Genomic DNA, 24760 nt, shown 5'->3' with positions numbered 1-24760 from the left:
GAGGAGATCTCTTTGTTTAAGATAGATTCTGCAAGAACCTATTTTTCTATCTTTTTAGCAGCGTCATTCGTTGTGGCGCTCTTAATTCCACTTCCACCATTTATACTTGATATCGTTATCGTTTTTCTGCTAAGTATGTCAGTACTTATTTATATGCGAGCGACAAGTATTAACGAGTGGGATGAATTAAAGTCATTTCCGACGATGTTGTTATTAATCGGGATTTTCCGCGTATCGATTAACGTTTCGACGACGCGAGCGATTTTAACAGACGGAAATGCCGGTCATGTTATTGAAGAGTTTGGCCAGTTCGTAATTGGCGGGAACTTATTAATTGGTATCGTTATTTTTATAGTTTTAATCATATTCCAGTTTATCGTTGCAAACGGTGCGTCTCGTACAGCTGAAGTAGCAGCTCGTTTTACACTTGATTCTTTACCAGGGAAACAAATGTCTATCGATGCTGATTTAAACCAGCGTATTATTTCAGAAAAAGATGCACAAGCAAAACGAAAAAAATTAAATATGGAAACAGAGTTTTACGGGGCGATGGATGGTGCCGGAAAGTTCATTAAAGGGGACGTTATTTTCGGGATTGTCATTTTATTCGTAAACATTATTTTCGGTTTAATTGTCGGAATGATGCAGCAAGGAATGAGCTTTGCAGATGCAGCTCTTCATTATACACAGTTGACTGTCGGTGACGGAATCGTAAACCAAATCGGTTCGTTAATGCTTGCAATTTCAACAGGTATTATCGTAACGCGTGTATTTGACGGCTCACCTGATACGGTAACAGAAGGTATCTTTAAAGAGTTATTAGCGCATGAAGTCGTTGTATATGCACTTGGTGGTTTATTTATCGCAATGGGTATTTTTACTCCGCTACCGTTTCTACCATTCGCACTCGTTGGTGGAACGATTATTTTCTTAGGCATTCGTAATAAAAATCGAATAAAGAAAGAAAAAGAAGACGAGCTTCAAAAAGAATTAGAAATGATTCAAGGCGAAGATGAGCAACTGCAACAAGTGGAAGATTCATTCGGAGTATTTACGGATAAATATCCGATTATTGTAGAACTCGGTTTAGATTTAGCAGCACTTGTAAAGCAGAAAATTAACGGGGAAACAGCTCGTGATAAAGTTGTTCTTATGAGGAAGTCGATTATTACTGACCTCGGTATTAATGTTCCTGGAATTAACTTTAAAGATAACACGAGCTTTAGACCACGCGGACGTTACATTATTCGAATTAAAGGTGCGAAGGCAGCTGAGGGTGTTTTAAAATCAGGTTATTTATTAGCATTGAAAACACCGAACGTAATGGCTGATTTAGATGCAGAGCCAGCGAAAGATCCGATTTTCGGTGAAGATGGGTATTGGATTTTAGAGCATATGGTGCAAGATGCACAAATGAAAGGCTATCAAGTGTTAGAGCCACTTAGCATATTAATTACACATTTAGATGTTGTCGTTAGACGTAATCTTCATGAATTAATTCAGCGTCAACATGTAAAAGACTTAATTAACTCGCTTGAAAATGATAATGGCGTTCTATTAGAAGAGATTAAGAAGAAAGAAATTGATTTATCACTCGTTCAAAATGTTATTAAACAACTTCTAAAAGAAGGTATTTCTATTCGTGATTTACCAACAATTATTGAAGGTATTATTGACGGAAAAGAAGTGTATCAAAATCACGTTGACGGTGTGACATCATTTGTTCGTGAATGTATTTCAAAAGTTATTTGTGAAAATGCGAAAAATCCGGACGGAAAAATATATGCAGCGCTCTTCTCTGATTCAATTGAGTTAGATGCGGATGTTGTGAATAATTCATATCAAGGTTACTTATTAAACTGGGATTTAGATTTAGAAACACGTGTCGTTGAGCAAGTGCAACGCGTCTTTAAGCAAGCACGTTTAATGGGAAGAGAACCAGTGTTATTAACACGTAGAAAAGATTTTAGATTTGCGATTGTAAGACTGCTAGAACGTTATCAAGTGGAAGCACAAGTACTTTGTATTAGCGAATTAGCACCAGAAATTGTTGTGGATCAAATTGCCTATATTGAATAGTAGGGGGTGAAGTAATGGAAAGTACAGAAAAGAAAGAAGCGTTAATGCGAATAAAAGCAGCTTCGAAAAATGAATTGTATCGAAAGTTATTTGACCAATATGGTACAGATTATTATTACGTTGTCGATGAAAGTGTAAAACGAAATATACCGTTTTTCTGGAAAAAGGATTATGAAATGTTAGTTGCTTTTCCAGAAGAAAAACAGGAAGAAGTGAATGAAGGTACAGCTCAATTTCATGAACAGTTAATGGATGTTGTGAATGATCCTTCAGAACAAATTGTGAAGGCGAATGGAATTCAATCAGTACTGCACAATTTAGAAAACGTAACGACTTCTATGTCATACGCGGCAATGCAAACAGGAAATAGTGAAGAATGGGCAAGAAAAAAAGAAAAACTATTAAAGCTGTTTGAAAAAGGAATTGTCGTGGTGAAACAGACGAAAGAAACGGAAGTACCGAAAAAGAAAAAAGTTGTGAAACAAGTCGTTCCGGTAAAGAAAGAAGAAGTAGTTCCAAAGAAAGAAAATCAAGAATCTGTACCGTTTATTATTCAAAAAGTAATTCGGATGCTAGAACAAAACGATGTAGAACAATATTTCATTTATGCATATGCTGAAAAGTTAAAAATAAAGTTTGAAAATGCAACGATGATTACGGAAGAAGAAGTTATTAGGTACATATTGGAAGATATGAAATCTCATTTCAATACGGAAAACGTCTTTGAAAAAGAAGTACAAACAATTGCATTAATCGGTCCAACTGGTGTTGGTAAAACGACGACGCTTGCGAAAATGGCATGGCAATTTCACGGTAAGAACAAAACAGTTGGTTTTATAACGACAGATCATTCACGCATAGGGACAGTGCAGCAATTGCAAGATAACGTAAAGACAATTGGATCGGAAGTAATTGCTGTGCGTGATGAAGCTGCCATGACAAGAGCGCTTACGTATTTTAAAGAAGAAGCGCGCGTCGATTATATTTTAATTGATACAGCCGGAAAAAATTATCGTACGACAGAAACAGTGGAAGAAATGATTGAAACGATGGGACAAGTAGAACCAGATTATATTTGTTTAACGTTATCAGCTTCGATGAAAAGTAAAGATATGATTGAAATCATTACAAACTTTAAAGATATTCATATAGATGGTATTGTGTTTACAAAATTTGATGAAACAGCAAGTAGTGGTGAATTGTTGAAAATTCCAGCAGTATCATCAGCTCCTATTGTATTAATGACAGACGGCCAAGACATAAGGAAAAATATACATATCGCTACAGCTGAACATTTAGCGAAACAAATGTTACAAACATCGTAGAAAAGAGGTGAAGAATAAGGCGCTTGCCTTATTCAAACGAATATGAACGGTCTTTATATAGGTTCTATGGGTATGATGAACTACATGCAGCGAATTAATGTTCATTCGAATAACGTTGCAAATGCTCAAACGACAGGATTTAAAGCAGAAAATATGACGTCTAAAGTATTTGATGTACAAGACACATATCGCCGCGGAGATGGGGCGGTAACAAATATCGGTTCGGTCGATTATGCTGTAGTACCAGCTGCAACACATGTGAATTTAGTACAAGGAAATATACAAATGACAAATAGCGCTACAGATTTCTTTTTAGATGACGGCGCAGCCGGCACAACATCATTTTTCGTTACTTCTAAAAATGATGAAACGTTTTTAACGAGAGATGGTAGTTTCACATTAAATAGTGATCGTTATTTACAAACATCTTCAGGTGCTTTCGTAATGGGAGAGAATAATGAGCGTATTCGTATTCCAGAAGGAGCAAAGGTTGCTGTACAAGCAGACGGTACATTATATGATGAAGTCACACAAAATAATATTGCTCGTTTGCAAACAAAAACAGTAGATGCAGAAACGAATGCACGTCTCGTGCAACGTGAAAACAAAAGCTTTACACTAGCAGAAGGAAACATTGCTAATTTACCGAACGGAACAGGAATAGTAAAAAATCATATGCTAGAAAATTCAAATGTAGATATGACGAAAGAGATGGCAGATCTTATGACGGATCAAAAGATGATTCAAGCATCACAGCGCGTTATGACGTCATTTGATAAAATTTATGAAAAAGAAGCGAATGAAATATTGAGATAAAGGACTTCCAAAAGTGGGAGTCTTTTTTGTTATTGCTTTTATTACAGTTACATCATAAAATGATAATGATTATCAATATCATTTTATCTATTTTCATAAGAATAGAATTTCATAATGACAGCAACATTTGTTTAACTAAGTGAATTAAAAACAAGGGGATGGTGTATATATGTCTACAAAGAATCAACTTTGCATTGGATTATGTTTAATTTCTAGAAAGAAAGAAGAATTGAATGAGTTTAATTCCGGAATTGATGAACAAGTAGAGTTGGCACTACAGGCAGAAAAGGCTAAGTTAGATTTTGTTTTTAAAGCCGATTATTTAGTGGCGCACCCAGATTTAATTGCTCGTAATAAAGGGAGTGTCATTTTAGACCCGACGTTACTGTTTACTGCTATTGCTTATGCGACAGAAAAAATTGGAGTCGTTACAACTGCTTCAACTTCGTTTTATCCACCATATATATTAGCAAGGCAATTACAATCGTTACACTGGATTAGTAACGGCCGAGTAGGGTGGAATATTGTTACATCCATTGACGGTGCTGAAAACTTTGGTGAGGAAGGGATGCCATCATCTGAGGAACGATACGCGAAAGCGGCAGAATGTACAGAGTTAGTAAGAAAACTTTGGAGGAGTCACCCTAATGAAGTATTGAAAGTAGATAATCCTGATGTTATTAGAGAGATGGTAAAGCCTATTGAGCATAATGGTGAGTACTTTAAGGTAAAAGGTCCACTTAATATTCCGCAGCATATATCAGGAGAAATGCCATTATTTCAAGCCGGTGCTTCAGAGTCTGGTCGGAATTTTGCTGCTTCTGTTGCTGATGCAATTTTTGCCGCAACGCCAGATGTAGAGTCAGGTATTGAACTTCGTCAAGATTTAAGAAGAAGAGCAGAAAAACATGGCCGAAAGCAAGATGCTATACGCGTATTACCTGGATTATATTTCTTTATAGGTGATACATATGAAGAGGCGTTAGAAATGCATAGGCAAGCTCATCAACATCTCACAAAAGAGAAGAGATATACGTTACTTGAAATGGTTCTCGGATTAGATGCGAGAGGGATTCCGCTAGAAAGTAAAATTACGGAAGAGATGCTGCCGAGTCGGGATCAAACTGTACGTAGTAAAACTCATGCCGAGTTATTACGGAACTTCATTATTAAAAATGAACCAACAGTTGAACAAATACTAGAACGACCAGAAGTTGTTGGATCGGCTCATTGGGTTGCGGTTGGTACACCACAGGACGTTGCGAAGCAAATTATGGATAGGTTTGAGGCAGGGGCGTTAGATGGATTTATTGCTATTCCAGGAGGACCTCCAAAGTCACTAAATCTATTCTTTAGTGAAGTCATCCCTTTATTTGTGAAGGCGGGTGTATTTAGGGAAGAGTATACAGGTTCTACTTTACGGGAGCATTTGGCGGGGAACATATTAAATACTTTACAGTTAAAATAATAGCATGTAGAAAAAAGCCTTATTGTAAAAGGCTTTTTTTGTTTGAAATTAAAAATTCTGAAATATAAGTTGACTGTATGAATGTTATTTTTTATATTAGTAGGTATAACTATAACTACTAAAGAGGTGAGAGTATGACAACGGCATTATATTTAGAAGATGCATACAAAACGAGTTGCGAAACAGAAGTGATAAAAGTAGAAGGGAATAAAGTATTTCTAAAAGAAACAGTTTTTTATCCAACTGGTGGAGGGCAGGAATGTGATACGGGTGTCATTGTACAAGATGGGTCTGTATTTGAAGTTGAAAAAGTAAAGAGGGAGCAGGGAGAAATAGTTCACTATATAAAAGATGAAGCTCAAGTAAAATTAGGTCCAGTTAAATTAGAGATTAATTGGGAAAGACGTCATAATTTAATGCGTCATCACTCTTTACTGCATCTTATCGGAGCTGTTGTTTATGAAAAGTATGGAGCACTATGCACCGGAAACCAAATTTATCCTGATAAAGCCCGTATCGATTTTAATGAGTTACAAGAGTTATCGAGCGTGGAAGTAGAAGAAATTGTTGAGGAAGTGAATAAACTTATTGAGCAAAATAAAGAAATTTCCACTCGCTATATGAGCCGCGAAGAAGCAGAAAATGCTGTAGGAATGATTAAAACAGCAATAAATCTCCTGCCAACTACTATCCAAGAAATCCGCATTGTTACAATTGAAAATTTAGACGAACAAGCTTGTGGAGGCACACATGTGATAAATACGAGTGAAATAGGAACACTTGTTATTGATAAAGTAAAAAGTAAAGGGAAGCAAAATCGTCGTTTTGAAGTAAGAGCGATTTAGATTGTGAGGGGTTACCGATGGATGAAATTATAAAGGAATTACAAAAGTTAGGATTTTCCCAGTATGAATGTAAAGCGTATATTGGATTGTTAAAACACTCCCCAGTAACAGGCTATGAAGTGAGTAAACAAACAGGAGTACCTCGTTCTATGATTTACGAGGTACTCGGTAAGTTAATGGATAAAGGAGCGGTGCATATTGTACCTTCTGAACCAGTTAAATATGTACCAGTACCAGCTACCGAATTAATGAATCGAATGCGAAAAGACTTTGAAAAGTCCTTTGAATTTTTAGATGAGAAACTAAATTGTTTAGAACAAGAGCGACAAATAGATGTAATTTCGCATATTCGCTCAAATGATCGTGTTTTAAAAGAAATATGCAATATAATTAATAGGGCAAAGGAAGAATTATGGATTTCTGTATGGGAAGATCAAGTGCATGAAATTGAGCCATACATTCATCAAAAGGAAGAGGAAGGCGTACATATATTTTCAATCTTATTTGGAGCTCCAGAAACAAAAATAGGAGCCACGTTTCATCATAATTATATGACGCCCCACGTTGTTGAAAAGAGAATGGGTGGTCATTTAACTGTTATTGCTCGTGATGGAGAGGAAGTATTAATTGCGAACTTCTCAAATGATAGCACTTCATGGGCTGTTACAACGTATGACCCAGCGCTAGTTCTCGTTGCTACAGAGTATGTGCGCCACGATATTATGGTTGAGGAAATCACAAAGGAATTTGGAGCTGATAAGTTAGATACGTTATGGCGTGAAAATATAGATTTAGTTCATGTCGTAACAGGAAAACGAACTTTAGAAGGAATGGAGGATGATAGAGATGAGTAAAGCTCAGGCACATGTAGCTTTGCAGAGCGATGATACATTTCAGCAAGGAGTAAAAGATTGTTTACCAACTGTATTTGGTTACTTGAGCATCGGTATAGCAGCTGGTGTAATTGCAAAAACAGCAGGTTTTTCTATCATTGAAATTGCATTTATGTCCACTTTAATTTATGCAGGTTCTGCCCAATTTATATTAGCTGGTATGTATGCAGCCGGTGCTCCTGCTTCCGCAATTATTTTTACTGTATTTTTTGTTAATTTACGCCATTTATTAATGAGTGCTGCCCTCGCGCCGTACTTTACGAAACTACCTCTATTAAAAAACGTCATTATCGGTTCGCAAATTACAGATGAAACTTTCGGCGTTGCAGTGCAGCATGCAGCGCAAAAAGGATATTTAGGTGAAAGATGGATGATTGGGCTTAACGTAACAGCGTATTTAAATTGGATACTTGCTACCATTATTGGTGGGCTATTTGGTGAGTGGATACCAAATCCACATACATACGGGATGGATTATGCATTACCAGCGATGTTTATCGGATTATTTGTTCTTCAGCTCATAAGTAGTAAACCAAAACTAGTAATTCATTTAAGTGTTGCAATTGTATCGATTATTATCGCATACGTTTCACACCTATTTATGCCAGATAGTATAGCGGTTATTATCGCAACATTACTAGCTGCGACGATTGGAGTGGTGATTGAAAAATGGAAATGAGATTAGATGTATTATTACTTTTACTAGCAGCAGGAGCTGTTACACTCGTGCCACGTATTTTACCTCTACTCGTATTTAGCAAACTACAAATTCCTGACTGGGGTTTAAAATGGTTAAATTACATACCAATTGCGATATTAGCAGCGCTTTTAGCACAAGTTTTATTTATGCATGAGACGATGCAGTGGGATTATCTTATTGCAGCAATCCCAACATTTCTTGTTGCAATATATACTCGTAGTTTATTAGGTACAGTATTAACGGGAGTGGTTGTGATTATTTTGTTACGTTTCTTTTTCTAAAAAGGATTACGCTCATATAATAGCGAAAAGTGTAATAACATGAAAAATATAGGGGTGGTGTTATGATACTTTTAACGATAGGAGCAATTTTGTTAACGTTGTTTATTTTCTTTATTATCGGCTTTATTACGTTTATGATGTTTGTTGATAAGGCGACACCTCAAATATATTATACACCTTGTGAATCAGTGACAGTGAAAGCTAAAGGTAAAGATAGAAGGAAGAAAAGTTGAAAGTTGGCTTTTCTTCCTTCTTCTATTACATCCCCGAAAGAACTAACAACAATAACCAAAATAGAAAACTAATAAAGGAAAGAAAACCAATACATATCGAGAACACACGATTATTTCTCCATTCGTGCCAAAAAGCGATAAATCCTAAAATACAAAGGAAAAACCAAATGGGCAGGAATATGAACTCGCTAACTTTCTCGGGGAGTAACGAATAAAAAGTTGTTACATATAAAATCCAATTTGTAAAAAATAAAATGCAAATGATAATAGATTGTAAGTAGGAGCGGTTGAAAAATAGTCCTTTTTTTACGGTTTTAAAAATGATAGTTAGCGCTGAGATAAAGGCAATGAGTATGAAAACAAGTAAGAGTAATGTCAGCGTCATTCGAGTCTCCTTTATAAGATTGTTTTTATCACGCATGGGCAGTAAGACCCACACCTTAAAACTCAACGTAAGAAAAGAGATTAGGTGGGGGATGCCCCCCACTGATTGAAGTTTCACTTTACAAGAAATGAATCTATTAAATTGTATGCTTGTTTTGTAGAGTGCCTGTTATATTTTTCAGTGTACGGATTTAGAAATCCATGTTCACCGTGTAGTTGTTTTATTTCTAATAAAGGATTATTTTGTTGCTGCAATGTTTGAATTAAAGAGGATACTGAAAAACTAGCTTCTTTTTCAGGAAATATAAGTAGTGTAGCGCATGTAGGCTTTATGTGAACATAGTCGCGTATACGAGAACCGTAACATCCGATAATAAAATCTATTTTCGGATTGTTACTACATAGCCATGAGATGGTAGCTCCAACACTAAAGCCGATAAGTCCAATATGTGTATAACTACTAGAAAGATGAGAAATGAATTCTTCAATTTGCTTTTTTCCATAATCAAATCCAATATGATTTACAAAATGTTCATATGCTTTTTCTTCATCACGATAATGAAATGCATGTTGCGATTGTAGAAGGTTAGGACAGAATACGTCTATATGAGATGAAGTAAAGTGGTTGGTAACGTGATGCATATGGTCGTTCACACCATATATTTCATGAACAATAACGAGAGCTACTTTTTTCTTCATAGTTATATTGTGCCTCTTTGAAACTTAAATTCTTTCTCAACAAGGCAGATACGCAGGTGGAAGTTTTCATACCATTGCTCACGACCTCTTTTTTTCGCTTCTTTATGTAAGGCGTTCTTTTTCCAATTTTCAATCGCATCAAGTGATTCCCAATAAGAAATTGTTATTCCGAGTCCAGAATTACCTCGTGCACTTTCTACACTTAAAAATCCAGGTTGTTGCTTTGCAAGTTCCTCCATTTTTCCGGCAACGGTATTATAGTCTGTTGTATCATTTGATAAATTAGAAGTGAATATAACTGCATAATAAGGCTTGTTTTTTTCTAAATTAGATGCCATTATTTTTCCTCCTTAATGTATAGTACGAATAATTAATCCATAGTTTGTATTTTAGCAGGTCATAAAAAGAAAAGAAGTAGAAAATTCTTATTTTTTCAGCTCATGTAAAATAAAAGATTGAAGAAATTTATAATAAGTAATCTGAAATAAGAAAAATGCCACTTCAAAAGAGAAGTGGCATTTCTTATATTTCCTCTAAGCTATTAACTGGAACAGTTAATTCGCGTCCTGGGTTTTTTACTTCATATATGCGGGCGGTTTCATTGCTTTCATCGACGTGTTGAATCATAACAGGCATGCCTTGAAAACTGACATTGGCTTGTTCCGCTGACACAGAAAGCTCTATTGCACGTTGTATATTCATTTATATTCCTCCCATCATTATTATCTTTGCTAAAAAAGAGGAATAATATACCATTTAGAGACATTCTTAAAGTTTTTGTATTATTTGTAATGTTTCTTTAATAAATGAAGAAAAGATGGAATCAGGATAACCATCTATCGTTTGAACTGCTTCTTTTGCTTCTTTCAGAGCAGCTGGTTTATCTTGAAGTTCTATATGACACAGGGCACGATATGAGCCAGCTGTTAATAACCATGACTGATCAAGTGGATGACTCATATAATCTGGAATATTAGCACGTTTTAATGTTTCCAAAGCTTCCTCGTAACGTTTTAAACCATACAGAGATTTTCCTTTTTCAAGATAATACAATCCATCTTCTTGAAAAATCGGTACATCTTTTAGTTTTTCTCGGAATTGTTCTAAATGTTCTAATGCAATTGTATATTCATTTGTAACGGTATTGTAGTAATAAGCTTTTAATATATCTATATTTGCAGCGGATAAAGTATCTTCTGTAAAAATGGCAAATTGCTCCGATTTTTTTATGTAATATAAATATCGTTCTTTATCGGTTGTAATGATTTTTTGATAAGATAAAATACGGTAAAATTCATCTGTTTTATAATACACTTGATGTTTTTTTGAAAATGCAAGTGCATCTAAAATGATTTTTTCACATTTTTCATAATTACCATATGCGAGTAAAATAATTGCTTCTTTTAAATATAATTGTATATGTGTAATAAGATCCATTTCTAAATTCTTCGTTTTATATTCATCGCGAATTTTGGTAATCAACTGTAAACATTCTTTATATTTTTTCCGTTTGTAGAGCATATAGTAAAACAGTAATTTCGTTTCGGTACTTTCACGATACAAAGTATATTTTTCAAATATAGAAACAGCTGTTTCAACGTAATATTCAATATTATAATCGTTCATAATGGCCGCTCCAGTTATGAATTGTTTATATAAACGTGCTGTGTTTAAAGTAAGGGATAGTTCTTTTTGAACGATAGGTAGTAAAGTCTTGTATACTTCATCGCATTTATTTGATTTTATTAATGGCTCCATTTTTTGAATGAGTTCCACAATTTCTTCTTCATCTTCTTCTAATAAAAAGCTAGTTTCACATTCAAGTTTTTCCGCAATATATTGTAATGTTTTCATAGAAGGTGTAGCTTTTCCATTTTCAATTTGACTAAGCATACTTTTTGTCAGTTCCGAACCTGCCAGTGCTGTTTGCGTAAGCTTTTTATCTTTTCGTAATGCTTTAATTTTTTCACCGAGAGTTGCCATATTATTGCTCCTTTATATTTAAAAAGTTTAATTGTATTTAACTTTTTGTTGTGAAAATTGGAAAGTTGATTATATAATAAGTTTAACACAATTTAACTTTTAAGGGGAGAGAGTCAAAAATGGGAGATATAAGTATAGGACAACATGATTCAAGAATGAAGATTGCAACTAGAAATATCATTTTAATGATGATTGGAAAAATGACGTCTTTATTAGGCGCAGGTATTTATACGTTCGCAATGGGGTTATATGTATTAAAGACTACTGGTTCAGGGATGGGGTTTGCAATTACGCTCGTTTGCGGATCACTTCCAAGGATGATCTGTGGCCCAATTGCTGGTGCTGTAGCAGACCGTGTGAATCGAAAATGGCTTGTCATTGGTACTGATTTATTAAGTAGTTTAACGATGCTTAGTATGTTTATTCTTGCTACTATATTTGGGCCATCACTTCTTTTTATTTATATTTCAGCAGCATTATTATCAATTTGTGCAAGTTTTTATTCTGTTGCATTAACTTCGTCTATTCCGAGTTTAGTAGATGAAGGACGTATTCAAAAAGCGAGTGCTTTAAATCAAACGGCAGCTTCTTTATCAAATATTTTAGGACCGATTATTGGCGGAGTTGTATATGGTTTCTTTTCAATTAAATCGTTTTTCCTATTAAATAGCATTACGTTCTTTTTAGCGGTTATTTTGCAATTATTTATCGTATTTGATTTATATAAAAAAGAAGTGGCTGAAAGTACAGAGCATTTCTTGACGAGTATAAAAGAAGGTTTTTTATATGTAAAAAGACAACGTGAAATATATGGTTTAATGAAAATAGCATTGTGGGTAAACTTTTTTGCGTGTGGTCTAACAGTTGCACTTCCGTACATTATCGTCCATACATTACATTTATCTTCAAGGCAACTCGGTACTGTAGAGGGAATGTTAGCAGTCGGGATGCTAATGGGAGCGATTGCTTTATCAGTGCGTAAAGAAGTGAATAATCCATTTCGTTCTATTTATACTGGACTGTTTTTGTTTGCAGGTTTAAGTTTATGTACAGTCTTTCCGTTGTTAGTTGTCATTCCAAAAGTAGCAAGTTTTATTTACTATATTGCTTTTATGATGTTAACTGGTATAGCAATTATGATTGTAAACATTCCAATGCAAGTACATATGCAAAAAACGACAGATCCCAGCTACCTAGGGCGTGTGTTTGGCCTACTTGAAACAATTGCGACTGCAATCGCACCGCTTGGTATGATTGTATATGGACTACTATTAGATATGTTGCCAACTAGCATTGTTATGATGACAATAGGTGGAGGGTTATTGTTAGTTGTATTAGTTGGAGTAAAGCAACATATGGCGAAAAAACAAGTAGATGTGTCCGCTTAAAAATAAGAAAATAATAAAAATTTGACTTATCATTATAAAAATGACTAAATTAGTATTTTAGTTTTTGAAACTCTTTTTCATGTATGTTAAAGTAAAGTGAGCTTGCAAAGAAAAGGAGACAACAGCATGAAAAAATTAAGTTTTGTTATGCTTTTTCTATTAGTCGTAATGGCTGGATGTAGCAATTATGACACATATATTGAAACAGGTATGCAATCATTGAAAGATGAAAAGTATAGTGATGCAACAATGTGGTTCGAAAAAGCAGAAAAAGAGAAAGCAGGAAATGAAGCGAAATCATATAAAGAAGTTGCTGAGAGAATGGATCACGGAGCAACAGCATTAAAAGACGGTAAGTATTTAGAAGCGAAAGACATTGCAAATGAAGTGTTACAAAAGAAAAAAGATGATGAACTTGAAAAAGCTGTAACATCAAATGCAGAGAATATGCTTCAAAAAGCAAAAGATGTGGAAGAGAAAGTAAATGAAAGAGTGGCAAAGCGTAGAAAGGTAGAAGAAGAAGGAATCGATAAAATTATTAAAGCTGTCGATAGTATAGATGAAGTGAAAGAAAAAGAGAAGAAAGTATCAGAAGCATTAGATAAGGCTGAAGAGGCGCAAGCAAAAATTGAGGCAAAGAAAAATAAATAGATTTATAGTTTGAAAGGCTGTCGTGCATAATGACAGCCTTTTAATTTTTTGTTGCAAATGAAGTGATGCTCTGTAGTAAAAAAGAAATGATTTTAGAATTCCATCTGTCCTCATGATGAATCGTATAAATGTTACGCTGAAATTCAAATTCAGGGATTGGTATATAGCATAGCTCATTTCGTTGTATTTCTTGCTCGATAGCAAGTTTAGAAATAAAGGCAATTCCATTACCATATTTTAAAATTTGTTTCATCGTTTCTAATGAGTCTAATTCAATTTCAGATTGGAATGTAATGTTGTGCGCCAACGTCCATTGTGTAAGTAAATCTCTCGTTGTAGATGGATTACGATGCAATAGTATGCGTTCCTTTTCGATATTTTGTAACGATACATTGTCTTTCTTTGAAAAATAATGTTCTTTGGAAAAGGCAAGAACAAGTGTATCGGGCATTATATTCGTTTGTTTTAAAAGTGGTTCATCAAATGGAGCAGCGGAAATTATCCCAAGATCGATTTCGTGATTTTGTAGCATCATTCGAATTTCAGGGGCTGTTTTCACTAGTAGCGTTATTTTTATATTGGGAAATTCACATTGAAATTGATGAACGACTTCTGGCAAAAGATAAGTCGCTGGTACATAACTAGCGCCGATTGTTATAGCACCTTTATGAAAATCTTTAAACTCTTGCGTGACACGTCTAGCTTCTTTCATAAGTGCATCTATTTTACAAGCATAATGGTGCAAAGCCTCACCAGCCTCTGTTAAGAAATACCTTCCAGAACGTAATTCGAATAGAGATACACCGAGTTCTTCTTCTAAGCTTTTTATATGAAATGTAATAGTTGGTTGTTTAACGCCAAGTTTTTCTGCAACGATTGTAAGCTTTTTGTATTTCTTAATAAGTACTATAATTTCTAATTTTAAGAGATTCATTATGAATTGCCGCCTTTTTTATTTTAACTATAGAAAAAATCTATAGAAATAAATAGTTTATTAGAAGTTTTTTAATTTAATCTTTACAGTACATTAACATTCAGTATAAATCTTCCATATAGAATGAAAGCAGGTTAAGAATGAGGGGAGAGAGGTGAAGCAATGGATATTACAATTAGTGGATTAGAAAAGACATTTGGAAAAATACAGGCGTTAAAGCCGTTGCAGATTGTAATGAAACAAGGGGAATTCACTACACTTTTAGGACCTTCGGGATGTGGGAAAACGACTTTACTTAGAATGATAGCAGGGCTTGAAGAACCGGATAAGGGAGAAATATATTTTGGAGACCAGTGCATGTATTCTGCTGCAAAAAAGATAAAGACATCTCCTCATGAACGGAATATCGGTATGGTATTTCAAGATTTTGCTTTATGGCCGCACATGACTGTTTTTGAAAATGTTGCATTTGGTTTAAGAGCTACAAAGCAAACGAATCAATTGCGAGAAAAAGTAGAAGATGCGATAAAGCGAGTTCGCCTGCAAGGTATGGAGAAAAGGTATCCACACGAACTTTCTGGTGGACAGCAACAACGTGTCGCATTCGCTAGAGCAATTGTAACAAAACCTCATTTTATTTTGTTTGATGAACCGCTAAGTGCACTCGATGCAATTTTGCGAGAAGAAATGAGAATAGAGCTTATGGATATCGTTCATTCCATTGATTTAACTGCACTGTATGTCACTCACGACCAAACAGAAGCAATGTCAATGTCAGACCAAATTATTGTCATGAAACAAGGAGAAGTATTACAAAAAGGAACACCGGAAGATATTTATGTGAAACCGTCTCATGAATTTGTTGCCAAATTTGTTGGTAAGGCGAATTGGCTTGTAGAGGGTAAAAAAATGGTTCGTCCAGAGCATGTGAGCTGGACGAAAAATGAAGTGTGCGAAATGTATACAGGTGAAATTAAGCACGTTACATATGTAGGAGAACGGTATGAAATAAAAGTAAACATGGGGGCACTCGGAATATGGACAGCTTATCACAATAGTAAATTAAGCATCGGTAAACCAGTATCGTTATATGTGCCAAAAAAATGTATTCATCATATAGGGGGAGAATCATATGAAGAAATTCAGTTCGCTTAAGTCTTTATTTGTATGTACTTTATTATTTTCGGCTGTAGTAACAGGGTGTAGTTCAAAGACAGGCAATGCAGATGCAAAAAGTAAAAATACGACTGAAAAGAAAATTGTTGTATATAGTGCAGGGCCAAAAGGGTTAGCAGAAAAAATTCAAAAAGACTTTGAAAAGAAAACTGGTATAAAGGTGGAAATGTTTCAAGGGACAACTGGTAAAATTTTAGCGAGAATGGAAGCTGAAAAGAAAAATCCAGTCGTTGATGTAGTCGTACTTGCATCATTACCAGCGATGGAAGGATTAAAGAAAGAGGGTCAAACGTTAGCTTATAAAGAAGCGAAACAAGCTGATAAGCTGCGTTCTGAATGGTCAGATGATAAAGGACATTATTTCGGGTATAGTGCTTCAGCATTAGGGATTGTGTACAATACAAAAAATGTGAAGACAGCGCCTGAAGATTGGAGCGATATAACGAAAGGGGAATGGAAAGGAAAAGTGAATCTTCCAGATCCAGCACTTTCAGGTTCAGCTTTAGACTTTGTAACTGGATATGTGAAAAAGAATGGAAAAGATGGATGGAATTTATTTGAACAACTTAAGAAAAATGAAGTTACAGTAGCAGGAGCAAATCAGGAAGCGTTAGACCCAGTTGTAACAGGTGCGAAAGATATGGTAATTGCGGGTGTTGATTATATGACGTACAGCGCAAAAGCAAAGGGTGAACCTGTTGATATCGTATATCCAAAAAGCGGAACAGTTATTAGTCCACGCGCAGCGGGGATTATGAAGGATAGTAAAAATGTAGAAGGCGCAAAAGAGTTTATTGATTATTTATTATCCGATGATGTACAAAAACAAGTTTCTAAAGCGTATTTATTGCCTGGTAGAACAGATATAAAAGCTGAAAATAGACCAAATGTAGAAGAGATTCCAGTATTAAATATTGATTGGAAAACAGTTGAGAAAGAGCAAGATGAAATAGGAAAACAATTTAAGAAAGTATTTCAATAAGATGGTGATTCCATGGTAAATCGATTCGTATCAGTAAGACAAGTTGGAATGACGGTAGCGTTATTGCTTGTGGCGATGTTAATCGTCATACCCCTTTTTCTTATTTTATTTTCTAGTATATATGAAAATAGCAGTTGGAACTTTTTAAAGCCTTTTGAAGTGATGCAGAGTGGTGGATTAGCTGGGATTTTTCTGAATTCGCTGCTTCTAGGTGTACTCGTTGTAATAGGAGCTACAATATTTGCATTTCCATTGGCGTTTATTATGAGCAAAACAGATGTAGGAAAGTATAGTAAGTTAGATATTGTTTTTATGATTCCATTTATGACACCGCCGTATATTGGATCAATGGGCTGGATTTTGTTCATGCAACCTAACGGCTATTTTGAACAATTTTTTCCGATGCTAAAGACAGTTTCATCATCGTTTTTTAGTTTAGGAGGTATGGTCTTAATTATGAGTCTGCATTTATTCCCATTCCTTTATTTCATGCTGAAAAACACGTTACTTCAGATTGGGAGTAGTAAAGAAGAAGCTGCAGCAGTTCATGGCGGAAGTTTTTTCTATCGTTTAAGAAAAATAATATTGCCGTTATTAGTATCAAGTTATGTAATGGGTGCTTTACTCATTTTCGTAAAGACGATTGCTGAATTTGGAACACCGGCTACATTCGGACGTAGAATAGGATTCCACGTGTTAACATCAGAAATCCATAAATTTATTTCGAGTTGGCCAATTGATTTTAGTAGTGCAACAGCATTATCTTCTTTATTACTTAGTGCTTGTATGCTTATTTGGTATATGCAAAATGTATTGAATCGAAAGTATTCATATGCAATGGTTAGTGGAAAAGGTGTGAAATCTAAAAGATATACTTTGTCTATATTTACGCGCGTTGTAGCATGGATGTATGTAATTGGTTTATTAATAGTATCAATTGGAATTCCATACTTTTCTATACTTATTGCTTCTTTGTCAAAATTAAGAGGCGGCGGTTTACATGTAAATAACTTTACAACAAGCCATTATGAGGCATTGTTTACAATAGGATCTCCGGGATTAGAGGCTTTATGGAATAGTTTTCTTTTTTCACTCGTAACAGCGATTATCGCGGTAATGATTGGAGTCTTTTTGGCACTTATGATTCGAAAGGGGAAAAAAACCTCTGAAAAATGGCTTGATATGTGCGGTATGTTACCGAATATGGTACCAGGAATCGTTATGGTTGTAGGTCTTATTCTATTTTGGAATTCACCATATATGCCTATGTCAATTTACAATACACCAATCATGGTTATCGTAACGTATGTTGTTCTGTTTTTACCTTACACGGTGCAATATGTAAAATCATCACTCGGACAAATTGATGATTCTCTCATGCAGGCAGGAAGTGTTTTTTCTGGAAATTATATTTATATTTTTAGAAAAATAATAATGCCTCTTATTATCCCAGGCATTCTTGCTGGATGGGCGATGACATTTACAATTTCGATAAGAGAGTTAGTAGCATCGCTTCTCGTATTACCTCCATCAGTAGAAACGTCAGCAACGTTTATTTTTGCTCAATTTGAACAGGGTGAAGTATCTATAGGCATGGCGATGGCCGTTGTTTCTGTTGGACTTACAACAATGTGCTTATTACTGCTGCAACATATGGAGCAAAAACGAAAAGGGGTAGCATGATGAGAGTAGAAGTATGGGGAGGAGCTGGAGAGTACGGTCGCTCCTGCTATTTTGTAAAAAATAAAGAGACGAAAATAGTATTTGATTGTGGTATTAATCGATCTTATGAGGATAGTTATCCAAAAATAGAGAGAGAAGCTGTTCCATTTCTAGATGCGGTATTTTTATCACATATTCATGAAGATCATACGATGGGTTTACCTTTATTAGCGAAGTATGGCTATAAGAAAAAAATTTGGACGACTCGTTATACGAAGGAGCAACTGCCGTTATATTATGAAAAATGGAGAAACTATAATGTGATGCAAGGGTGGGATTTACCTTATAGCGACCAACACATAAAAGATTTAAATTATGTATGTATTGATGAGATTAGCAATCCAAATGAATGGGTACAAATTACTCCTACATTGCGGTTTCAATGGGGATATAGTGGGCATGTATTGGGAGCTGTTTGGTTTTTAGTTGATATGTATAATACATACGTATTTTATTCAGGCGACTATTCAGCAGAGTCTAATATACTACGAGCTAATTTACCTGAGAAATTGGGCCACAATATAAAAGTCGCAATTGTGGATGCCGCTTATCACACAGATGATGTTTCGCAAAATGAACGTGTAAACGAACTATGTGCAGAAATTGAACGAGTTATGCAAAATAAAGGAATAGCATTATTACCGCTGCCACAACTTGGTAGGGCGCAAGATATAGTATTGTATTTATATGAACGATATAAAGAATTTCCTCTTATAGTAGATAAAGAAATCTTGGCTGGATTTGAAGAGATGTTCGCATATAAAGATTGGATAAAAAATAATAAAGAACTTAAATGGGTTATGAAGAGTCTAAAAAGAAACATAATAGTGATGGATAATGACATTAGTCTGCAAAATAGTTACGGAATAGTTGTAATGAGTGATGCGAATATGCAAACGAGACGAGCACAGTTATACTATGAACAGCTTCGGAATGAAAAGCGGAATGCCGTTATTTTTACTGGGCACATTGCGAAAGGGAGTTTTGCAGAAAGAGTTATGAAAGAACCTGTAAGGAGTACATGTAGGGTGAAGCGAGTTCCGTATAAAGTTCACCAAAGTATAAGAGACGTTAAAGAGATGTTAAATACATTATTACCAGAACATACGGTGCTAGTACACGCTTTGAAAGAGGATACAGATCGATTACAACAAAAGCTAAGTACAGCAGGATATGAAAATGTATATTCACTTGCAATGGAACGTATAGAAGTCATTTAAAATACAAAGGGGATAGGTATATGAAAAAAGTATTTGTATTCGTAAGCATTTTCTTTTGTTGTTTCCTTTATAACGTTAAGGAAGGGTCTACTGCTAGTCCAATGAAACCTAGTTTTGAAGTGAAGTTATTATTAAAGCCAGAACAAGTATTAGGTTATAACAAAGAGATGAAGCAAGAGGTGCTAGAACATTTCCAGGCTGGTACAAAATATGAAAGAATACAAGTGCAATTTTTAGATACTGCGAATAAAAGTTTAAGTGATGAAGGTTGGTTTGCTAGAATTCGAAAGAAAGAATTTAGTAAAGATTTTGAACTAACATATAAAAAAAGATATCCTATTCAAAATGGTGTAATTCAAGATGCACTAGAAGTAGCTAAAAAAGAAGGATTCGATAGTAATACGGATAGTTATGAGGCGGAAATAGATTGGGGATTTGAGAAGAAAACATTAAGCATTTCAAATAAGAAAAGTTACAGTGCTAAAGGATATGGGATACTTGATTTACCAAATGAACAAGCTGCTCAAAACATGTTAATAGAAAAATTACCAGGGAAAATGAACAAATGGTTGTATACAAATTGGGGAGAAGAGATGTTAAAGAATTCCCGTATTTACGGTCCTGTATTAATGAAACGATATACAGGAGAGTTTGAAAACATAAAAGCAAATATTGAAATTTGGCCATTAAGTAATACCGGAAAATTAGAAGATGACTTCGTAATAGAAGTGTCATTTAAAACAAATGAAGAAAGTATTGCGACAAAACAAAGGGAATTATTAATGGGGAGTTTAGAGAAAAAAGACTGGTTGTTACCGAAAGATAGTTTAAAGACAGAGCTTATTTTTCAGTAAATGAGAAAAAAGGAATCCATATTTCGTGGATTCCTTTTTATATATGAGTATTAAGCTAAATCATGTACAGAGATAATAAAGTTGTTTAATTTACAATAAAGTCATTTAAAAAATAATATAGTTGTTTAAAAATCCTTCTTCTACTAACGAGGCAGGTTAGTGGAAGAAATAGCAAGTGGGTTTAACTAGGAGAAGTGTCGATGACATTAAAGAAGACACCGAGGTGTCTTCTGTTTTTTAAATTAAAAATATCGATAAATTAGGATTTATTTACTTAACATTATACTTATTTTCGGAACGAGGCATCTAATCGGTGAGTATATACAAACCAAGTAATGCTTGCTGTTAATAATGTTGACGAAATTAAAGCTGTAAGAACACTATATGTTTGCCAAATAAGTATCGTTGACCAATCGAGGGCAAAAAACATTATACACTGGGCAATCGTAGCGATTAGGAAAATAATTGTTACGATTGTTCTCTTTTTTGTCATTGGCTGCTGCTCATTCGTTTTCCTTTTTCTTAATCCTAAGAAAAATAACAGAACGGCTAATAGGCAAAGAATAATTGTGGTAGACGACAAAATGATGTCCAAAAGCTGTGTGCCGCTTATCTCATATGACTGAGTTAGATTGCCGTTTAATATATTTTTAACTTTTAGTACCAGGTTTATATTGGTATTTGCGCCGTTGCTCAGTAAGCAGATGGCTGTTCTTTCATTTGGCAGTATGGCTACTTTGGTACTAAAATTTGGATTACCCCCAGTGTGTTCTATAAACGTTTGTTCGGCGTTTACCGACCAACCTGCCGCATAATACATATCATTGACAGCCGAAACAGACATATCACCCCTATGTGATTTTTCGATAGCCCTGTGAAATATTTCGGGTATGTCCTGCACAATACCCATCTGTATGCCCATCCAACGCGCCATATCTTTTGTATTAGAAATGATATAGCCGGCAGGTTTATTCCCAGCATAATCCGGAGCGTTAAATGGAGTTGTTATAAAAAAGGAAGAACGGTAGCCCTGTGCTAACTGTCCAGTGGCTTGAGCATCTTCTTTATAAACATACGTCTGGTGAAGACCTAAGGGTATAAATACCTGCTCCTTCATAAAGTCTTCATAGCTTTGTCGTGATACAATCTCAATAACCAAACCCAATACGTCATAATTAACGGTTCCATAGTTATATTGTTCACCGGGAGAGAACGCCAATTCTGCATCTACCAGCGTTTCCACGGTCTTTTGCAACATATCAGGCGTATTACCTTGTGGAATATTTTGAAGATGTCTAATATTTGTTAGGCCGCTGGTATGGTGAAGAAAGTTATTTAGTGTAAGGTTTTGCATATCAACAGGTTTACCTTGATACTTTAACGTAAACCAAGGTAAATATTTTTGGATAGGGTCAGTCATTGATAGCAGCCCTTGCTCTTCCAATAGCAAAATCCCCATACCAGTAAAAGCTTTACTCACCGAGGCCAACTCATAGAGTGTATTTTCACTTGCAGACAGTCCCTTTTCAAGATCTGCATACCCAGAAGAAAAGTAGAACACTTCACCATCAGCAAGTATTGAGAGTGACATTCCAGGCACACCTGACGTACGACAGGCATCATCTAGCAATGCTTGTATTGCCACAGATTTCGAATCTGACAACGCATAACTTTGTGTTGCGAATCCTGAGAATAATATAAATATCGTTAATACAAAAACAATAGTCTTGTTCATACACTCTCCTTTCTGAAGAATTATAAGGGTATAAATAACTTATTTTTATAACTATAAACTAAATTCTGATTTATATTTCTATTTATCTATATAATATCAAATAATTGTGAAGAGTTACACTTAAACTAACGGGGGCGTTAGTTTAATAAGAAGTAAACAACTTTATTATTCATTTTTTAAGCATTACATAAGCAGATGGATATAATTTGAAACAACTTTAAAGAGCCTTGCTGCATATAGAATGTAGTAAGGCTCTTATCTTTTTTAGTCAAAATTCAATAACTTTATTATCACTATACAAATCAGCTGATACGAACATATCACTGTTTTGAAGATTTTTAGAGCGTAAACTATAAGCAACTACCTTCTTTTTATATTGTTTTACAACATCAACATGCTCTTCATGACTGTAAATATAAAATGTGAAATCTTTTTTACCACGTTTTGCATTGATAATTAAAGGAGTGCCTTCATTATGGGGTGGTGCATAATAGCGATCTAAAAATAAACCTTCGTTAAAATCATGAATAATTTTTGATTTCTTTTCGCCTTCTACGTTATTTCCGTGAATTGTAATAGTCACATTCTCTTCGTCAAGTTGTGGATGTGTTTCGTACTTGCTAATAATGGATTCAATAACAGTGTTAGGAAGGCTAGAAACGATAATTTTAAATGCTCCAAATACAACTAACATCACAATAAACCAAGTCGTCATAGTATATCATCCCCTTTATTCTATTTAATAATATAACTCATATGGTAATAGTACATATGGTGAAGTTTTGTATAATTTGTGAAAAATATGCCATTTTTACGAACGAAATGTTAGAAAAATCAATTTTGTTACAAAAAGTTGAAATTGAAGTATTTTAAAAGAAAAAGGTTTATAATAAAAATATAACTAATAACCACATTACTAATTATAAGGAAGTGTAACTATGAGTACTGTAGCAATCGTATATGGTATTATTCTTTCCACAATTATTGTTTTGTTTTTCGTTGGGGTCTCACGTTATATTCATAAATGGAAAGAAGGCGTTGCGAAATTAAATCACATTGAAGAAGAACTTAGTGATTTAATGTTACATCATGGTAAGTAAAATTTTTCAACTAAACAATGTGAAGAATATCACAAAACATGCTCTCATCATGAAAGCATGTTTTTTTGTTGTTTAAGAAAAGAAGTGTTTTTTGTATAAATAATCTAATTATTACTTAAAAAGGGAAATTTATTTAGTATAATATATAATATGTTTATTTTAGGGGGAGTATCATGAGGGGATTAAAAGTTGTTGGAATTATAGCTGGAATTACTATAGTAGGCTGTATAGCTTTCTTTTCAGTGAAGGAATATGTCAATTCCAAAGAAGACTCTAATTATGTGCTAAATTACATAAAAGAACATAAGGATGATAAAACAACTTCTTTAATTGTTAAAAGAAATGGTGAAACATTGACATCAATAAATGAAAAAGAAAAACTACCGCTAGCAAGTATGTCGAAAATCGTTATAGCAATTGAATATGCTAAGCAAGTAGCTGAAGGGAAAATAAGAAAAGACGAGCAAATTTCATTGAAAGAATTAGAAAAATACTATGTGAAAAATACTGATGGTGGTGCACACCCTGCATGGCTAGATGATGTAAAAGTTAAAGAGTTAGTGAAGGGTGGTCAAACTTCTTTAGAAGAAGTAGTGAAAGGAATGATCCATTATAGTTCGAATGCGAATACATCATATTTATTGGACAAGCTTGGAGCAGCGCGGATAAATGAAAGTTTGAAAGAGTTAGGCTTAAATAGTCACGATGAATTTTATCCAACGTATACAGGGGCATTATATATGAGGGGCTATGTTGAAAAAGAACTGCATATTCCTCAAAATAAAGCATTGGACAAGCTACGTAATATGTCTAATGATGAATATGTTAAGCATGTATGGCAAATACATGAATGGATGAAAGACGAGAAAGAATGGACAAAACGCGAGATATCGTTAAAAGCCGATATGGACTTTCAACGTATTTGGTCAGATCGGTTTATAGGTGCAAATGCGAAGGATTACATGAGTTTACTGGAAAAGATAAATAGCAGAAATTATTTTACACCACAAATGCAAGGTGAGATTGAGAATATATTTAAAGGAACCGTAGGAGAGGGTATGTTCGAATTTGCTGGACAGAAAGGTGGTTCTACGGCATTTGTATTAACAAATAGTTTCTATGGTACTGATAAAAAAGGGAATAAGATTGAGATTGTCTTTATGATGAACAATTTGAGTGAAAAAGCATTTGAAAAACTTCTAAGTAATATGGATTACTTTATTCGAGATATTGCCATAAGTGAGGAATTCAGAAATAAATTATAATGAAATAATTTTATTATGTAAACAAAA

General features: G+C 34.6%; 27 protein-coding genes. 19 read left to right on the top strand and 8 right to left on the bottom strand.

Going from position 1 to position 24760, the window contains the following annotated elements; genetic code table 11:
• The first annotated feature begins 12 nt into the window (after positions 1–12).
• The 9 genes from flhA (at position 13) to DN400_RS06630 (ending at position 8640) form a co-directional block, all read left to right on the top strand.
• Positions 13–2079 carry a flagellar biosynthesis protein FlhA gene (gene flhA / locus DN400_RS06670; protein ID WP_065228578.1) on the top strand — a complete coding sequence of 689 codons (2067 nt, stop codon included), beginning with the start codon at positions 13–15 and terminating at the stop codon, positions 2077–2079.
• A gap of 14 nt (positions 2080–2093) precedes the next feature.
• Entirely contained in the window at positions 2094–3404 is a 1311-nt protein-coding gene (flhF, locus tag DN400_RS06665; RefSeq protein ID WP_071730842.1) for a flagellar biosynthesis GTPase FlhF, read from the top strand.
• 42 nt (positions 3405–3446) lie between these two features.
• Positions 3447–4220: a flagellar basal-body rod protein FlgG gene (locus DN400_RS06660; protein WP_001013934.1), complete on the top strand. Its 774-nt coding sequence runs from the start codon at positions 3447–3449 to the stop codon at positions 4218–4220.
• Positions 4221–4389: 169 nt separating this feature from the next.
• Positions 4390–5688, top strand: a complete 1299-nt coding sequence (locus DN400_RS06655; protein WP_097821558.1) for an NtaA/DmoA family FMN-dependent monooxygenase — start codon at positions 4390–4392, stop codon at positions 5686–5688.
• Between the two features lie 134 nt (positions 5689–5822).
• Entirely contained in the window at positions 5823–6533 is a 711-nt protein-coding gene (locus DN400_RS06650) for an alanyl-tRNA editing protein (protein WP_147801583.1), read from the top strand.
• Between the two features lie 17 nt (positions 6534–6550).
• Positions 6551–7387 (top strand): TrmB family transcriptional regulator, encoded by an 837-nt coding sequence (locus DN400_RS06645; protein WP_016513054.1) that lies wholly within the window; start codon positions 6551–6553, stop codon positions 7385–7387.
• Positions 7380–8105: an AzlC family ABC transporter permease gene (locus DN400_RS06640; protein WP_147801582.1), complete on the top strand. Its 726-nt coding sequence runs from the start codon at positions 7380–7382 to the stop codon at positions 8103–8105. The genes DN400_RS06645 and DN400_RS06640 overlap by 8 nt, the downstream gene beginning before the upstream one ends.
• Positions 8096–8407: an AzlD domain-containing protein gene (locus DN400_RS06635; protein WP_000425944.1), complete on the top strand. Its 312-nt coding sequence runs from the start codon at positions 8096–8098 to the stop codon at positions 8405–8407. Before DN400_RS06640 ends, DN400_RS06635 begins: the two co-directional genes overlap by 10 nt.
• A 62-nt stretch (positions 8408–8469) precedes the next feature.
• Positions 8470–8640: a DUF3951 domain-containing protein gene (locus DN400_RS06630; protein WP_000602229.1), complete on the top strand. Its 171-nt coding sequence runs from the start codon at positions 8470–8472 to the stop codon at positions 8638–8640.
• A gap of 25 nt (positions 8641–8665) precedes the next feature.
• Here the strand turns inward: DN400_RS06630 and DN400_RS06625 are convergent, their stop codons facing one another.
• The 5 genes from DN400_RS06625 to DN400_RS06605 all read right to left on the bottom strand — a co-directional run bounded on the left by DN400_RS06625 (position 8666) and on the right by DN400_RS06605 (position 11706).
• Complete coding sequence (locus DN400_RS06625; protein WP_080477852.1) at positions 8666–9025, bottom strand: hypothetical protein; 360 nt, start codon at positions 9023–9025, stop codon at positions 8666–8668.
• A gap of 113 nt (positions 9026–9138) precedes the next feature.
• Positions 9139–9723, bottom strand: coding sequence for a dienelactone hydrolase family protein (locus tag DN400_RS06620; RefSeq protein ID WP_065228581.1), 585 nt, complete (start codon positions 9721–9723; stop codon positions 9139–9141).
• Between the two features lie 2 nt (positions 9724–9725).
• Complete coding sequence (locus tag DN400_RS06615) at positions 9726–10061, bottom strand: antibiotic biosynthesis monooxygenase family protein (protein ID WP_097853432.1); 336 nt, start codon at positions 10059–10061, stop codon at positions 9726–9728.
• A 184-nt stretch (positions 10062–10245) separates the two neighbouring features.
• Positions 10246–10425 (bottom strand): H-type small acid-soluble spore protein, encoded by a 180-nt coding sequence (locus tag DN400_RS06610; RefSeq protein WP_001025734.1) that lies wholly within the window; start codon positions 10423–10425, stop codon positions 10246–10248.
• A gap of 66 nt (positions 10426–10491) precedes the next feature.
• Positions 10492–11706: a helix-turn-helix domain-containing protein gene (locus DN400_RS06605; protein ID WP_000212337.1), complete on the bottom strand. Its 1215-nt coding sequence runs from the start codon at positions 11704–11706 to the stop codon at positions 10492–10494.
• 119 nt (positions 11707–11825) lie between these two features.
• On the opposite strand from DN400_RS06605, the gene DN400_RS06600 reads away from it, so the two are divergent.
• Both DN400_RS06600 and DN400_RS06595 read left to right on the top strand, forming a co-directional pair.
• Positions 11826–13094 (top strand): MFS transporter, encoded by a 1269-nt coding sequence (locus DN400_RS06600; RefSeq protein ID WP_065228583.1) that lies wholly within the window; start codon positions 11826–11828, stop codon positions 13092–13094.
• 126 nt (positions 13095–13220) lie between these two features.
• Entirely contained in the window at positions 13221–13745 is a 525-nt protein-coding gene (locus DN400_RS06595) for a COG3014 family protein (protein ID WP_000736425.1), read from the top strand.
• A gap of 40 nt (positions 13746–13785) precedes the next feature.
• Here DN400_RS06595 and DN400_RS06590 read toward each other — a convergent pair whose 3' ends face one another.
• Positions 13786–14679 carry a LysR family transcriptional regulator gene (locus DN400_RS06590; protein ID WP_001050585.1) on the bottom strand — a complete coding sequence of 298 codons (894 nt, stop codon included), beginning with the start codon at positions 14677–14679 and terminating at the stop codon, positions 13786–13788.
• 162 nt (positions 14680–14841) lie between these two features.
• Here DN400_RS06590 and DN400_RS06585 point away from each other — a divergent pair, with 162 nt between their 5' ends.
• The 5 genes from DN400_RS06585 to DN400_RS06565 are packed head-to-tail and all read left to right on the top strand — an operon-like array spanning position 14842 to position 20633.
• Positions 14842–15834, top strand: coding sequence for an ABC transporter ATP-binding protein (locus DN400_RS06585; RefSeq protein WP_000355536.1), 993 nt, complete (start codon positions 14842–14844; stop codon positions 15832–15834).
• Entirely contained in the window at positions 15812–16837 is a 1026-nt protein-coding gene (locus tag DN400_RS06580; protein ID WP_000714686.1) for an ABC transporter substrate-binding protein, read from the top strand. The genes DN400_RS06585 and DN400_RS06580 overlap by 23 nt, the downstream gene beginning before the upstream one ends.
• A 12-nt stretch (positions 16838–16849) precedes the next feature.
• Complete coding sequence (locus DN400_RS06575; protein WP_000248146.1) at positions 16850–18520, top strand: ABC transporter permease; 1671 nt, start codon at positions 16850–16852, stop codon at positions 18518–18520.
• A complete protein-coding gene (locus DN400_RS06570) occupies positions 18517–19779 on the top strand; it encodes an MBL fold metallo-hydrolase (protein ID WP_065228584.1) in 1263 nt (420 codons plus the stop codon). Before DN400_RS06575 ends, DN400_RS06570 begins: the two co-directional genes overlap by 4 nt.
• Positions 19780–19799: 20 nt before the next feature.
• Positions 19800–20633 carry a hypothetical protein gene (locus DN400_RS06565; RefSeq protein ID WP_065228585.1) on the top strand — a complete coding sequence of 278 codons (834 nt, stop codon included), beginning with the start codon at positions 19800–19802 and terminating at the stop codon, positions 20631–20633.
• Between the two features lie 286 nt (positions 20634–20919).
• On the opposite strand, the gene DN400_RS06560 is transcribed toward DN400_RS06565, so the two are convergent.
• Both DN400_RS06560 and DN400_RS06555 read right to left on the bottom strand, forming a co-directional pair.
• The gene (locus tag DN400_RS06560) at positions 20920–22368 is read right to left on the bottom strand and encodes a serine hydrolase domain-containing protein (protein WP_147801581.1); all 1449 of its coding nucleotides are present in this window, start codon (positions 22366–22368) and stop codon (positions 20920–20922) included.
• Positions 22369–22636: 268 nt separating this feature from the next.
• Positions 22637–23083 carry a YfmQ family protein gene (locus DN400_RS06555; protein ID WP_029441929.1) on the bottom strand — a complete coding sequence of 149 codons (447 nt, stop codon included), beginning with the start codon at positions 23081–23083 and terminating at the stop codon, positions 22637–22639.
• Between the two features lie 41 nt (positions 23084–23124).
• Between DN400_RS06555 and DN400_RS06550 the strand changes: the two genes are divergently transcribed.
• The 3 genes from DN400_RS06550 to DN400_RS06540 all read left to right on the top strand — a co-directional run bounded on the left by DN400_RS06550 (position 23125) and on the right by DN400_RS06540 (position 24733).
• Positions 23125–23241, top strand: coding sequence for a hypothetical protein (locus DN400_RS06550; protein WP_001987133.1), 117 nt, complete (start codon positions 23125–23127; stop codon positions 23239–23241).
• Positions 23242–23306: 65 nt separating this feature from the next.
• Complete coding sequence (locus DN400_RS06545) at positions 23307–23468, top strand: hypothetical protein (RefSeq protein ID WP_000108701.1); 162 nt, start codon at positions 23307–23309, stop codon at positions 23466–23468.
• Positions 23469–23641: 173 nt separating this feature from the next.
• Entirely contained in the window at positions 23642–24733 is a 1092-nt protein-coding gene (locus DN400_RS06540) for a serine hydrolase (protein WP_001214676.1), read from the top strand.
• Positions 24734–24760 lie beyond the last annotated feature (27 nt).

This window comes from Bacillus sp. AR8-1 (assembly GCF_008042345.1).
GTDB classification, from domain to species: domain Bacteria; phylum Bacillota; class Bacilli; order Bacillales; family Bacillaceae_G; genus Bacillus_A; species Bacillus_A cereus.
This window is presented reverse-complemented; position numbering and strand designations above follow the sequence as displayed.